Here is a 14080-nt window from a genome sequence, read left to right as displayed (position 1 = left end):
ACCTTTTTTCAGGAATCCGTGTTCATTTACGTGAAAAGAGAGAAAAAGAGAATCTTTTTCTCTCGGAAAGATTACTAATTAGTTGCTTGGTGCAAACGTACGTTTAAAGCCTTCGATTGCTGTCTTCCACTCTTCATCAGCAGGCATATTTCCTGTTTGAGAGATTGTGTCAAACAAGCCTTTATGGTTTTCTTCAATGTACATGAATAACTCAGCTTCAAAACGTTTAACATCAGCAATGGCAACATCGTCTAAGTATCCTCTTGTTAGTGCGTAAAGAATCGCTACTTGTTTTTCAACTTTAAGCGGTTTGTTTAAGTCTTGTTTTAAGACTTCAACTGTTCTTGCACCACGGTTTAATTTCGCTTGAGTTGCTTGGTCTAGATCAGATCCAAACTGAGCGAACGCTTCAAGCTCACGATAAGAAGCAAGATCCAGACGAAGTGTACCTGCTACCTTTTTCATCGCTTTGATTTGTGCAGAACCACCTACACGAGATACAGACAATCCTGCGTTTACCGCTGGACGTACGCCTGAGAAGAAGAGGTCAGATTGTAAGAAAATCTGTCCATCTGTGATGGAAATAACGTTTGTTGGGATATATGCAGAGATATCACCAGCTTGCGTTTCTACGAAAGGCAATGCTGTGATAGAACCGCCACCCTTTTCATCACTAAGCTTCGCTGCACGCTCTAATAAACGAGAGTGAAGATAGAAAACATCACCAGGGAATGCCTCACGACCTGGAGGACGACGAAGCAATAATGAAAGCTCACGGTAAGCTGCCGCTTGTTTAGAAAGGTCATCATAGACAACAAGTACGTGCTTGCCGTTATACATGAATTCCTCACCCATCGTTACACCTGCATAAGGAGCAAGGTAAAGAAGTGGAGCTGGCTGTGATGCAGAAGCTGTGACAACGATTGTGTAGTCAAGCGCACCATGCTTACGAAGTGTTTCAACAACACCACGAACCGTTGATTCTTTTTGTCCGATGGCTACATAAATACAGATCATGTCTTGATCTTTTTGGTTTAGAATCGTATCGATTGCAACAGATGTTTTACCTGTTTGACGGTCACCAATGATCAATTCACGCTGTCCGCGGCCGATTGGAATCAAGGCATCAATTGCTTTAATTCCTGTTTGAAGCGGCTCATGTACAGATTTACGATCCATAACGCCAGGTGCTTCACTTTCGATTGGACGTGTTTTGCTTGTTAAGATTGGACCTAGTCCATCAACAGGCTGACCAAGCGGGTTCACAATACGTCCGATTAACTCTTCACCTACTGGAACCTCCATGATACGACCTGTACGTTTTACGTCGTCACCTTCGCGGATATCTTTGTAAGGTCCTAAAATAACGATACCTACGTTAGACTCCTCAAGGTTTTGAGCCATACCCATTACACCGTTAGAGAACTCAACCAGCTCTCCTGCCATAATGTTGTCAAGGCCATGTACACGCGCGATACCGTCCCCTACTTGAATGACTGTACCGACATCTTTTACTTCAATTTCTGATTGATAGTTTTGGATTTGCTGCTTTATCAGCGCGCTAATCTCTTCAGCTTTGATACTCACTAAGGTTTCACCCCTTCTAACGATTTTCGCCTGCAAGCTGACGTTCAATGCGGGAAAGCTTCCGCTGACACTGCCGTCATAAATGCGGTTTCCGATACGGATTTTCACTCCGCCTATTAGATCCTTGTCAATCACATTTTCAACACGCAGTGATGTGACTCCGGCTTTTTTGGCAAATACTTCAGATAAAGATTGGATTTCAGCACCGCTCAGCGGTTTCACTGAATACACGACCGCATCGTCTATTTGTTTCGTACGGTTTGCAAGTTTCACAAACTCAGACGTCATTTCAGAGAAAATATTCGTGCGTCCGCGGTCAATCAGTAAATACATTGTGTGCAATACATAAGTAGAAACACCTTTGAAAGCTTCAGCAATCAACTGTTTCTTTTTGTCTGCCGTAATCTTTGGATGAACAAGGAAGTCATTGAGTTCTTGGTCAGCCTTTAGAACTTTTTTGATCTCATTCAGCTCTTTTTCAGTTTCGTCTACTGCCGAAGAAGCAAGAACGATGTCAAAAAGAGCAGAAGCGTAACGCTTAGAGACAATAGTTACGCTCATCGGCTTTCGCCTGCCTCTTTAAGGTACTCTTGAATCAATTTCTCTTGTGCCTGCTCATCAAGTTCTTTTTCAATCACTTTAGATGCAATCAGCACAGATAGTGATGCAACCTGCTCACGCAGTGCAGCCACAGCTTGTTCTTTTTCTTTCACGATTTCAGTTCTAGCAGACTCTTTCAAGCGCTCTGATTCTTGACGTGCTGCTTGAATGATCTCTTCTTTTTGTTTTTCACCAATCTTTTTCGCATTTTCGATGAGTGTATGTGATTCTTCGCGTGCTTCTTTCAATAAGACACGTTGTTCTTCAAGAAGCTTTTCAGCTTGAACGTGCTTTTCTTCAGCACTTGAAATTTCATTTCCTATATAATCTTCACGCTGCTTCATAATACCTAATAAAGGTTTAAGCGCAAATTTCTTTAAAAGTGCAAGCAAAATGAGCATAGCGATAAGCTGGAATAACATATCACCGGCGTTGAAGCTTAAGCCCCCTGCTCCTAAAACCACTGGTAACTGAGACATTTAGTACGGCAACTCCCTTCTTTAAATAATATGTTAAGAAACAAAACATAAAGGAATGGCGAAGTTTCGAACTAATCTGATCTTCGCCATTAAAATTCATATTAGAACGCTTCTCACATATTAACCAAAGAATGCCAAGAATGCGATAACGACAGCGATAATTGGAAGTGCCTCAACTAAAGCGACCCCGATGAACATAAGTGTTCTTAGTTCTCTACCAGCTTCTGGCTGACGAGCGATTCCTTCAACTGTTTTAGATACGATTAGACCGTTACCAATACCTGCTCCTAGTGCTCCTAAACCGATTGCAATTGCTGCTGCTATTAAATTCATTAAAAAGCTCCTCCTTTAAAATAACGTCCTTTTTGGACTCTCAATTTTTTAGTGTTCGTCGCTGACTTTATGGGAAATGTACACCATTGTCAGCATGGTGAAGATAAATGCCTGGATTGTTCCGACAAACAAACTGAATGCCTGCCATACAATCATCGGCACGATGGCACCTAATGTACCAACGATACCAAGCGCAATGTTTTGCGTGTAGAAATTGGTCGCAAGTCCTGCAAGTAACCCAAGAAGAATCTCTCCAGCGAAAATATTTCCGTAAAGACGCAAACCAAGTGTTAGCGTGTTTGCAAATTCTTCAATAAGTTTCAATGGTACTAAAAGCGGAATTGGTCTAAAGTAGTCTTTCGTATATTCCTTGACTCCTTTTGCCTTGACACCATAGTAGTGTGTGAGACCCATGACCATAATTGCTAGTGTCATTGTGATTGCAGGATCAGCAGTTGGTGATTTCCACCACAAGTTGTGATCGACCGTAATCGAGAATGGCAGTCCAAGCATGTTTGAAACAAATATGTACATGAGTAATGTAACGCCAAGCGCTAGAAATGGGGCTCCTGTTTTCATGTCCATCGAACTACCTATGATATTTCGAACAAAATCAACGATCCATTCCATGAAGTTCTGCGCCTTAGTCGGACGAATAGACAGAACACGAGTAGTCAGCACCGCTATGAGAAGAACGATGATACTAGCAATCGTAATCATGAGAACATTGGATAAGTTGAACGTTAACCCTAAAAATTCTGTAGTTTTTGAACTGTGACCCAAAGAGTATTCACCTCTCTTCCATAGTAGAACGTTTAAGTTGAATGAAGGAATCTATCATAATGACAGGATATATTGTCATTAATCCTATAACAACACCTGCCAGATGAACTTCATTAGGGTAACGCCAAGCAATCGCTACTGCGAGAATCGCGTTGGCCCACCTGGCTGTACTTCCCATTGAACGAATGGATTTTCCTTTTTTAACCGCTCGATCAAAAGCGTGCATTCTCCGTATAAGTAGGAATAAATTAAAGAAAGCAAAAATTGTGCCGATAATGAAACCAAGAAACAGTGGTTTAAAACCAGGCATGGCATAGCCAAACACAAAAATTGCCAATAGATAGAACATGTATTTACTCTGTCTGCGGAAAATCGCGTTTGGATCGTTCATTCATCTGACTCCCGATGAAAAATATTGTAAAAAAGGTGATAAATGGTGATGAAAACTGCGTAGAAGACGCTTATGATAAGCCGTCCTATTCGAAAAAAATCAATCACCCATCGGTCTAATTGCACAATCAGACTTGAAATCTTTAGATCTATGGGATGCTGCTTCATTCGTTGATACAAACCCTGATTATTAAAGGGTTCACAATGAGGATTAGTAGAGTGCTATAGGCTATGAAAACCTTACCATAATACCCTCGTTTAGCATACAATAGCGTCTATGATGTGTCAATCGGTTGAAAGTTAAAAAACTTTTCTATAGTGATAGAGCACACAAAATGTTCACAATTTCATCAAACTTTAGGAGAGATGTGACATTCATTGAAAAAAACAGCCAATGTTCAGTATACAATGATTTTTCTATGAACGGTATCAACCGTTTGTCATATATTTCAAAAAAGCCCACATGCACGTTTTGCATGTGGGCTTTTATTAAGACTTTCTTATTTCGTTCCATACATACGGTCACCAGCATCACCAAGACCTGGAATGATGTAACCTTTTTCGTTTAGTTTCTCATCTAATGCTGCAATGTAGATATCAACATCTGGATGATGCTTTTGCATTTCTTCTACACCTTCAGGGGCAGCAATCAGACACATGAAGCGAATGTTTTTCGCACCGCGTTTTTTCAAGCTGTTTAACGCTTCGACTGCTGAGCCGCCAGTTGCAAGCATTGGATCTACTACGATAAATTCACGCTCTTCCACATCAGATGGAAGCTTCACATAATATTCAACAGGCTTTAATGTTTTCGGATCGCGGTATAAACCAACATGTCCCACTTTAGCAGCTGGAATGAGTTTCAAAATCCCGTCTACCATTCCAAGACCTGCTCTTAAAATTGGCACAACACCGAGTTTTTTACCTGAGATCACGTTTGATTTCGCTACTTGTACAGGTGTTTCTACATCTACCTCTTCAAGCGGTAAATCTCTTGTGATTTCAAATGCCATTAATGTTGCGACTTCATCCACTAACTCTCTAAATTCTTTAGTTCCTGTATGAACGTCACGAATATATGTAAGTTTGTGCTGAATAAGCGGGTGATCAAATACATAAACCTTTGCCATAGCTTGCTACAACTCCTTTTCTGTCATCTTCCGGTGAACTTTGCACACTTCCTACAATTCTACATAAAAAGACATCATCTTTCAATATGATTCGCAAATCCTACAAAAAAAACCCACATGCCAAAAATAGGCAAATGGGTCTGTTTTTTAATAATCTAATTCGTTATATAGAGGGAAACGAGCCGTAAGATCAGATACACGCTTTTTCGCCTCTTCTAATTTCGCTTCATCTTCATGATGTTTTAGCGCAAGTGCAATAATGGAACCGACTTCTTTCATCGCTTCTTGATCGAAACCGCGGCTTGTTACTGCAGCTGTCCCTACACGTACACCACTTGTGACAAATGGTTTCTCTGGATCATAAGGAATTGCATTTTTGTTCACTGTAATACCGATTTCATCAAGAACGTTTTCTGCAATTTTTCCTGTGATGCCAAGAGAACGCAAGTCAATGAGAACAAGATGGTTATCTGTTCCGCCAGATACAAGCTGAATATCTTCAGATAAAAGAGTTTCAGCTAGTTGTTTTGCATTATCAATGACGTTTTGTGCATATGTTTTGAAATCTCCGTTCAATACTTCACCGAAAGAAACAGCTTTTGCAGAGATGACATGCATGAGTGGTCCACCTTGAATACCAGGGAAGATCGATTTGTCGATCTTTTTACCAAACTCTTCACGGCAAAGAATCATTCCGCCGCGAGGTCCGCGTAATGTTTTGTGAGTTGTTGTTGTCACAAAATCTGCGTAAGGAACTGGATTTGGATGAAGACCTGCTGCAACAAGACCAGCAATGTGAGCCATGTCGACCATAAAGTAAGCACCGACTTCATCAGCAATCTCACGGAACTTTTTGAAATCAATTTGACGTGGGTATGCACTTGCACCCGCAACGATTAGTTTCGGCTTATGTTCACGTGCTTTTTCAAGTACATCTTGATAGTCGATATGCTGAGTTTCTTTATCTACACCATATTCTACAAAGTTGTACTGTACACCACTAAAGTTTACAGGGCTTCCGTGTGTTAAATGTCCGCCATGTGATAAGTTCATGCCCAGCACTGTATCGCCATGCTCAAGAATAGTAAAGTAAACAGCCATGTTCGCTTGAGCACCTGAGTGAGGTTGTACGTTCACATACTCAGCGCCAAAAATTTCTTTTGCGCGGTCACGTGCGATATCTTCCACAACGTCTACATGTTCACAGCCGCCATAGTAGCGTTTACCAGGATAACCCTCAGCGTATTTATTTGTTAATACAGAGCCCTGTGCTTCCATGACTGCTTCGCTTACGAAGTTTTCTGATGCAATTAATTCGATTTTGTCCTGCTGGCGTTTCCGCTCTAGTTGAATTGCTTTGAATACTTGTGCGTCTTGCTCAGGTAAATGTTTCATCAGCGAAATCCTCTCCAATCTATTTCCATTCGATGTTTTCACCATCTCATTGTACACGGTTTTTGAGTAAAATGTAAAAGTTTTTTTTGGAAAATCGACTTCTTTTTTATGAAAACCCGAATATTCAAGTGGTAAAGCGTCTTCATCATTCAACATTATATTAGAAATATATCGAAGCTATGATCTTGTATAAACCGCTCTTTCTCCGCCAATCAGCTTCGGACGTGTTTTCGCAAAAGTCACATGTGCATGTCCTAATTGATGACGGCTGAGACGGACAGGTACAGCGACTCTCTTTAAGTGCATCCCAATTAACGTATCGCCGATATCAATTCCAGCATGCGCCTCAATGGATTCGACCAATACAGGATGTTCCATTTGCTGATACGCGTGAGCCGCCATCGAACCACCCGCTTTACGGACAGGTACTGCAGCTACAATCTCCAAGTTAAAACGGAAAGCCACTTCTTCTTCAACGACTAGGGCACGATTTAGATGCTCACAGCATTGAAAGGCGAGCTCAATGCCGGTCTCTCGTCTTAACTGATCCAATTCTTGATAGATGGACGCAGCAATTTGCTCACTTCCTGCAGTACCAATATGCTCACCAGCCACTTCTGACGTACTACAGCCAATAACTAAGATTTGCCCGGCACGCAATTCAACTGTTTGATGAAACTCTTTTAACATTTCAAGCCAATCTTGACCAATGTTCATATTAAGCGCTCCTTATAGGTGCTTTTCTTCGTAATCAGCAATTTTGCCAATCCGCACAGCATGGCGTCCTGCTGTAAACTCTGTTGTCAGCCAAATGTGCGCAATCTCACGTGCTAATCCTGGTCCAATCACTCGCTCTCCCATTGCAAGAACGTTCGTATCATTGTGTTCTCTAGTTGCTTTAGCACTAAATGTATCATGTGCTAATGCACAGCGAATTCCTTTTACTTTATTTGCCGAGATGCTCATGCCGATGCCTGTCCCGCAAATTAAAATGCCGCGGTCGACTTCTCCGTTTGCCACCATATTGGCTACAGGGAATGCATAATCTGGGTAGTCTACAGAACCTGATCCGCATTCACAACCCATATCAATGTATTCAATCTTCAATTCATCCATCAGTTGTTTGATTTCTTCACGAATATTCGTTCCGCCGTGATCGGATGCAATGGCTACTTTCATCGGGCAATTCCTCCTAAGGGTGAGTTGATCTGTTATATCTTACATTCATTCTTTATTTACAGTTATATTTTAACCTCTGCCTAGTGATTTGCAAACAAAAGCAGAAAAACCGTTGACGCAACGGTTTTACAGGTTATCTATGATGATGATCTTTTTTCAATTTCTCAGCGAGCTGATACAGTAAGGCTTCAAGTTCATCACGAGTTTCCTGATAAACAGAAAGACTTCCTCCAAACGGGTCGGAAACATCACCTTCTGTTCCTGTCGCAAATTCCTTTAAAGTGAAGACCTTGCCTTTTGCATGCGCATACTGCTCAGTAATCAACTGTTTATGCTGCATAGTCATCGTGAAGACGTAATGAGCTTCGCGCAGAAGCTCCTCTGTCAATTTTGATGATGAGTGATTCAGTGGAATGCTTTTCTCAAATAATGCTTCGATCGCTTGAGGAGACGCCTTCCCTTCATCGGAGGCAAAAATGCCCGCTGATTTTACAGTGACCTCTAAACCTTTTTCATCTGCAATGGAAGCAAAAAGGGCTTGAGCCATTGGACTTCTGCATGTATTTCCCGTACAAACAAATAAGATTTTCATCTTTCGCCCTCCTTTTCTTCTATTATATAGCATTTCATTCTACATGTTATGTAAGGAGACTGGCTAGAGCGGAAATAATAATTTGATACCAAAGGCTAGTAAAATGATTCCGCCAAGCGCGCCGCTATATGAACCCACCCATGACCGAACCTGTTTGCCGAGTAATAATCCGAGCCATGTGAGAAGCATACTAAAAAAACCAAACAATAATATAGTCATCCACACCTGGGAACCGTAAATCCCGAGGCTTAAACCAACAGAGAAGCTGTCTAGGCTGACACTTGTAGCAAAAAGAACGAGACCAGTCCCAACAGGTGCGATAAAGGGCTTATCCTCTTTGCGGATAGAAGCAACGATCATTTGCAGTCCCAGCACCAAAAGCAGCGCCCCGCCAATATAGGTGGCAAGAAGACCGAGCCATCCGGATAAGAGCTGACCTGTCAGCATCCCAAAAAGCGGCATAAACATATGAAATATCCCAATAACAAATCCAATATAAATGATCTGGCGGAACCTCAGCTGAATCATCCCCATACCAAGTCCAACCGAAAAAGCATCCATTCCAAGTGCAAAAGCCATGATGCTGAGCGTCAGCAATTCGCCAGCTAGTTCGTTCATGTAAATCCCCCTTGGACACACATTCTCCTTTAACCTATGTTTGTCCAAGAAAGGTTAGAACTATTGGAACGAAGGGAGTGTACGCCCTCCTGCGGCTTTTTGCAGACGGTTCATAATGGCAGAACCAACTCCTTGCTCTGGAAAGGCTTCTGAAATAATCAAGTCTACATCCGTTTCATCAAATTGTCTCAGTACACGATAGAGGTTTGCAGCAACCGTTTCAGGTTTTTCTCTCCATCCACAGCTGTACACAACATCTGCCGCAAACAGCGATTTCTTTTCTTCTGTTGTCAGTACTCCGACTTTTAGACCTTCAGCTTTGTATTTCTGAATGTGCCGCTGCATGTCTTCATCACTTCCATGAAAGATATACATCTGGGCTTCAGGTGCATAGTGTGTGTATTTCATACCTGGCGATACTGGCGCCTCGTCCTTTTTTGTCAGCCCTGGATCCACACTCACCGTCCCCACAACCTCTTCTAATGCTTCTTTTGTAATTCCGCCCGGTCTTAAAATCACTGGGGTCTCACCGACACAGGATACAACCGTTGACTCAACACCAATTCCAGTTTTACCTCCATCCACAATTCCAGCGATTCTTCCTTCGAGATCACTCGCTACATGGTCGGCTTGTGTTGGTGAAGGTTTCCCTGAACGGTTCGCACTTGGTGCAGCAATTGGCAGACCAGCTGCTCGGATGAGCTCAAGCGCAATGGGATGGTCAGGCATTCTCACACCTACTGTGGATAAACCTGCTGTAACCTGCTTGGATAAAGTGCCCGGCTTACACGGAAGAACGATGGTTAAGGCGCCCGGCCAAAAGGCATCCATCAGCGCCTTCGCTTTTTCGCTTTCTATTTGTGCAAATTCGTGAAGCTGCTGAACTTCCGCAATGTGAACAATCAACGGATTATCACTCGGACGCCCTTTCGCTTCATAAATTTTCATCACGGCTTCTGTCTCTTTCGCATTTGCCCCGAGTCCGTAAACGGTCTCTGTCGGGAAAGCAACCACTTCATTTTGCTGCAGCAGATCGGCCGCCTGTTTAATTTGTGGATAGTATGTGGATAAATCCTTTTCTAAATCCACAGACCACCTTTTTGTATTTAACATCATACAAACTCCTTTTAAAAAAGATAAAACTGTTGATATATCTCAATTATCCTTTTGAAAGTATAAAAGATGATGATCAATAAAACAAGCGTTGTCCACAATTTGTGGATAACGCTTGTTTTATAGTGGATAAGTATGTGTATAAGTCCATCGTTTTGTGATTAACTGCCTTTTTTTTGCAGAACCACAGCCTGTTCTTTCCCCAATGTCTCTTTTGCATGTGCAGAGCTCCATATGCTTTCTGGGATTTCTTCTAAAGGCGTAAAGCCCATTAATGCCAAAAAATCATGGGAAGAGGAATGGTTTGCAACGACATAAAAAGTATCCACACCTATTTTTTCTCCGAGCGTTTGAACGCTTTGGAACAAGGAGACAATGTGCCCCTGACCGAGCTTATCTGATATGACAAGCGACCGCAGCAATCCCTCTTGTTCATTGAGCTGTTCAAGACCTAAGCAGCCTGCCAGCTGACCATCCGCATCTTCCATCACGACAAATGTCGTTCGCTCTGCAAGCGTTACTCCGCCTTTTGCTTGTCCCTTTTCAAGAAAAGCATTGATCGACGGGACATCTTCCTCTGTGGCTATTCTTAATTGATAATACATGCTTTCACCTCTTTTTTGATCTCTTACTTCAACTCTATGAGGCAAAAACCGATTTATACCTTTTTTAAGAGAAAAGACTAGAGACCCATTCGAACAAAAAGAACTTCACTTCACCTGTCTCTTCTTCCTCTTCTTTCACCACTTCATTGACAGACTCTTTCGTTTGCTGCGCTGTCACTTGTTTATCATCATCGCCTTCTGGTGAGGCAATGGCTTCTCCGTTTGAAAAATCGATAAAACAGAGCGGCGGGAATAACACACACCACCAGTTGGCTCCGTCCCCTTCTCCAAGCGTAATTAAAATGGCTTCATATTTCCCAGCAGGATAGACGAAATTTCCATAGAGTTTTGTTGGAAATGAAGCTTTTTGAAAACTGACCGATACAGATTGATCAATATGCTGTTCCTTCAATTTCGCTTTGGCGATACGATTGATTTCTGGCAGCTTTGATCGAATGACACGTCTTGCTTCTTCAATGGATGTGAGGTCTTTGACCCACTCCGTCATATTCGCATTGACCTCGTCACGAATACTTCTTTTCACATCCTGATCCGCTGAACGATCACTATTTGCTAAAATGCGTAATCGAATCGCTTCATCTGGTATAACAACAGGCTGATTTGCAGAAGCAGCCGCTGTCTCCTCTCTGCCAAGGTTTGCAAAAGCACCGCATAATAATAGAAACATATAAAGACAAATCATCGTTTTACTTTTCAACATTGAGTGTTCCCCCCACTTTTTCTCTTCGCTACAAACATTGTGTCCAGGAAACTCATTTCATAAACAGTCAATATGAATTTTTTAATAGATTATGAGTCAAAACAAAAAAGCCGTTCTCTTTAAGAACGACTTTTGAGTGAGGATTGGTAGTCAGAAGGGTACAGTCTCCCATCCCAATCTCGGCTGATTTTTAAACCAGATTCTGTTTTAATAACAGTCATGGCCCCTTTTTTCTCGATTTCTTTTTTGACTTTTCCTTTTTGATCGATAAATTGGATCACCATTTCATAGTTAAATTCAATTCTGTCATCGCTTTCATCTGAAGGCGTAAACATAATTTTCTTCAGTTTAATTTGACAATCTTGATCCTTCGCCGCTTCTAATATGCTCGGGAACATGCTGTCTTGTGTATATTCTTGATATTCATGTTCGGTTAAATAAACCTTCAGCTTCTCTTTCATATCAGATAGGTCATCCGTTCGATTCACTGTGTATTGTGCTTTTTTATAGCTTTCTCCAAATGCTGCTGCCTCTTTTTTAAAGCTCGGTTTACCACAAGCACTCACAATCAATAGTACACTGACGATGACCAACACCATCGCATACCTTTTGTTCACACCATTCGCTCCTTCAAAACAAATTTATGTAAAAAATCATGATCAGAATGTTCATTCTTCTATATATACGTTTCTCTTTTACCATAAGTTTCATCTTTACATAATAAAATAGTCCGGCTATATTCAGCCGGACTTTCCGTTTTGAATGTGTGCGCAAACAGCTCGATCTTTTCCATTAATATCTTTGACGGTGTAGACATGCGCTTTAGGAAAAGCCTGCACGAGAAGCGCTGTGACATCTTGACCTTGCGTATGTCCAATTTCAAAGACAACAACTGCCTGTTCACTCAGCACGCTGTGAAGATCACGAACAAGACGTTTATAAAACCACAAGCCATCACGTCCGTCCGTCAGCGCATTCACCGGCTCATGCTTCGTCACAACCTCAGACAGACTGTCCATTTCTTCCGCCGCAATATAAGGTGGATTGGAAATAAATACATCTACTTTAATACCTTGAGCTATAACCGGTTCAAGTAAATCTCCATGTAAAAAATGAACGTCTGCACCGAGCGCTTGTTGATTCCGCTTTGCTACCGCAAGTGCTTCTTGTGAGATATCAGTCGCTGTGACAGATAGTGATTTTTTTTCAAGAGCGAGCGTAATCGCAATGGCGCCGCTTCCTGTGCCAACGTCAACTGCTTTGAGCGGCTGATCGGGCGGGAAAACGTCACCTACCAAATTGAGCGCCGCCAACACAACTTCTTCCGTTTCAGGACGAGGAATAAGAACATGCTTATTCACCTCGAAAGGACGTCCGTAAAAGAATTCAACACCCGTTAAATGCTGAACAGGAACACCTGCCTTATGCTGCGTCACAAATTTGCTGAACAGTTGATCTTGCTCCTCAGGCAGCGCATCATGAAAACGTGCAAGAAGCTCACTTCTGCTCCAGCCAAGCACATGCATCAACAGGAGTTCTGCTGCATTTTGGTCTCTGCCAGCTTCCGTTAACAAAGAAGAAGCCCATTTAAGGGCTTCGAAGATTGTTCGCTCTTTATTTCGCATCTTGAAGCTTTCTTGCTTGGTCTTCCATAATTAGTGCATCAATGACCTCGTCAAGTTTTCCTTCTAAGATTTGATCAAGCTTTTGAATCGTCAATCCGATGCGGTGGTCTGTTACACGGTTTTGCGGGAAGTTGTACGTACGGATACGCTCTGAACGATCCCCTGTTCCAACCGCAGATTTACGTGTTTGATCATATTCAGCCTGTGCTTCACGCTGGAATTTATCATAAATTCTCGCACGCAGTACTTTCATGGCTTTTTCTTTGTTTTTAATTTGTGATTTCTCATCCTGACAGGATACAACAACACCTGTTGGAAGGTGAGTTAATCGAACAGCAGACATGGTTGTATTGACACTTTGTCCGCCAGGTCCGCTAGATGTGAAAGTATCGACACGGATGTCTTTTTCATGGATATCAATTTCAACTTCCTCAGCCTCAGGTAATACAGCGACTGTCGCAGTTGATGTATGAATCCGTCCGCCTGATTCCGTTTCTGGAACACGCTGCACGCGGTGTGCGCCGTTTTCAAACTTTAGTTTGGAGTATGCGCCTTTCCCGCTGATCATAAAGATAATCTCTTTATAACCGCCTGTGCCAGTGACACTCGCTTCCATCACTTCCGTTTTCCAGCCTTGCATTTCAGCATAACGACTGTACATGCGGTAAAGGTTTCCTGCAAAAAGAGCAGCTTCTTCTCCACCCGCTGCACCACGAACCTCCACAATAACGTTTTTGTTGTCATTCGGATCTTTCGGGATCAGCAAAATTTTCAGCTCGTCTTCTAAACGTTCCGTTTCCTCAGTGAGCTCTGAAATTTCTTCTTTGACCATGTCGCGCATCTCGGCATCCAGCTTCTCTTCGAGCATTGCTTTCGCATCATTCAGCTGGTCGTATGCCGCACGATATTGTCTATATACCTCAACAGTTT

At 42.2% G+C, this 14080-nt stretch carries 17 protein-coding genes and 1 pseudogene; all 18 read right to left on the bottom strand.

Annotated features, from left to right (window positions below):
• Positions 1-78 precede the first annotated feature (78 nt).
• Positions 79-1587: a F0F1 ATP synthase subunit alpha gene (gene atpA, locus AOQ70_RS11470; protein WP_039182105.1), complete on the bottom strand. Its 1509-nt coding sequence runs from the start codon at positions 1585-1587 to the stop codon at positions 79-81.
• Positions 1588-1683: 96 nt separating this feature from the next.
• Positions 1684-2148 (bottom strand): annotated as a pseudogene (locus AOQ70_RS19960) (F0F1 ATP synthase subunit delta); the annotation flags it as partial.
• On the bottom strand, positions 2145-2666 hold the full coding sequence (gene atpF / locus AOQ70_RS11465; RefSeq protein WP_034281220.1) for a F0F1 ATP synthase subunit B: 522 nt from the start codon (positions 2664-2666) through the stop codon (positions 2145-2147). The gene atpF and the pseudogene AOQ70_RS19960, both read right to left, overlap by 4 nt.
• A 120-nt stretch (positions 2667-2786) precedes the next feature.
• Entirely contained in the window at positions 2787-2999 is a 213-nt protein-coding gene (atpE, locus tag AOQ70_RS11460; RefSeq protein WP_003214968.1) for a F0F1 ATP synthase subunit C, read from the bottom strand.
• Between the two features lie 48 nt (positions 3000-3047).
• On the bottom strand, positions 3048-3782 hold the full coding sequence (atpB, locus tag AOQ70_RS11455; protein WP_003215198.1) for a F0F1 ATP synthase subunit A: 735 nt from the start codon (positions 3780-3782) through the stop codon (positions 3048-3050).
• A 7-nt stretch (positions 3783-3789) separates the two neighbouring features.
• Positions 3790-4173: an ATP synthase subunit I gene (locus AOQ70_RS11450; protein WP_024423731.1), complete on the bottom strand. Its 384-nt coding sequence runs from the start codon at positions 4171-4173 to the stop codon at positions 3790-3792.
• A 499-nt stretch (positions 4174-4672) separates the two neighbouring features.
• Positions 4673-5302, bottom strand: coding sequence for a uracil phosphoribosyltransferase (gene upp / locus AOQ70_RS11440; protein ID WP_003214553.1), 630 nt, complete (start codon positions 5300-5302; stop codon positions 4673-4675).
• A 147-nt stretch (positions 5303-5449) separates the two neighbouring features.
• Positions 5450-6697: a serine hydroxymethyltransferase gene (glyA, locus tag AOQ70_RS11435; protein WP_034281450.1), complete on the bottom strand. Its 1248-nt coding sequence runs from the start codon at positions 6695-6697 to the stop codon at positions 5450-5452.
• Positions 6698-6874: 177 nt separating this feature from the next.
• A complete protein-coding gene (locus AOQ70_RS11430) occupies positions 6875-7414 on the bottom strand; it encodes a TIGR01440 family protein (RefSeq protein ID WP_039182113.1) in 540 nt (179 codons plus the stop codon).
• Between the two features lie 12 nt (positions 7415-7426).
• Positions 7427-7876, bottom strand: a complete 450-nt coding sequence (rpiB, locus tag AOQ70_RS11425; RefSeq protein ID WP_003214714.1) for a ribose 5-phosphate isomerase B — start codon at positions 7874-7876, stop codon at positions 7427-7429.
• 133 nt (positions 7877-8009) lie between these two features.
• Positions 8010-8468, bottom strand: a complete 459-nt coding sequence (locus tag AOQ70_RS11420) for a low molecular weight protein arginine phosphatase (protein WP_059376376.1) — start codon at positions 8466-8468, stop codon at positions 8010-8012.
• A 63-nt stretch (positions 8469-8531) separates the two neighbouring features.
• The gene (locus tag AOQ70_RS11415) at positions 8532-9086 is read right to left on the bottom strand and encodes a manganese efflux pump MntP (protein ID WP_059376373.1); all 555 of its coding nucleotides are present in this window, start codon (positions 9084-9086) and stop codon (positions 8532-8534) included.
• 60 nt (positions 9087-9146) lie between these two features.
• On the bottom strand, positions 9147-10199 hold the full coding sequence (locus tag AOQ70_RS11410; protein WP_082700845.1) for an L-threonylcarbamoyladenylate synthase: 1053 nt from the start codon (positions 10197-10199) through the stop codon (positions 9147-9149).
• 161 nt (positions 10200-10360) lie between these two features.
• On the bottom strand, positions 10361-10804 hold the full coding sequence (locus AOQ70_RS11405) for a GNAT family N-acetyltransferase (RefSeq protein WP_059376369.1): 444 nt from the start codon (positions 10802-10804) through the stop codon (positions 10361-10363).
• 64 nt (positions 10805-10868) lie between these two features.
• On the bottom strand, positions 10869-11522 hold the full coding sequence (gene spoIIR / locus AOQ70_RS11400; protein ID WP_024423738.1) for a stage II sporulation protein R: 654 nt from the start codon (positions 11520-11522) through the stop codon (positions 10869-10871).
• A 122-nt stretch (positions 11523-11644) separates the two neighbouring features.
• Positions 11645-12124 carry a hypothetical protein gene (locus AOQ70_RS11395; RefSeq protein ID WP_024423739.1) on the bottom strand — a complete coding sequence of 160 codons (480 nt, stop codon included), beginning with the start codon at positions 12122-12124 and terminating at the stop codon, positions 11645-11647.
• 141 nt (positions 12125-12265) lie between these two features.
• On the bottom strand, positions 12266-13150 hold the full coding sequence (gene prmC / locus AOQ70_RS11390; protein WP_059376361.1) for a peptide chain release factor N(5)-glutamine methyltransferase: 885 nt from the start codon (positions 13148-13150) through the stop codon (positions 12266-12268).
• A partial coding sequence (prfA, locus tag AOQ70_RS11385) for a peptide chain release factor 1 (RefSeq protein WP_059376354.1) occupies positions 13140-14080 on the bottom strand: 941 nt, incomplete at its 5' end. The genes prfA and prmC, both read right to left, overlap by 11 nt.

This window comes from Bacillus sp. AM 13(2015), assembly GCF_001518755.1.
GTDB classification, from domain to species: Bacteria; Bacillota; Bacilli; order Bacillales; family Bacillaceae; genus Bacillus; species Bacillus safensis.
This window is presented reverse-complemented; position numbering and strand designations above follow the sequence as displayed.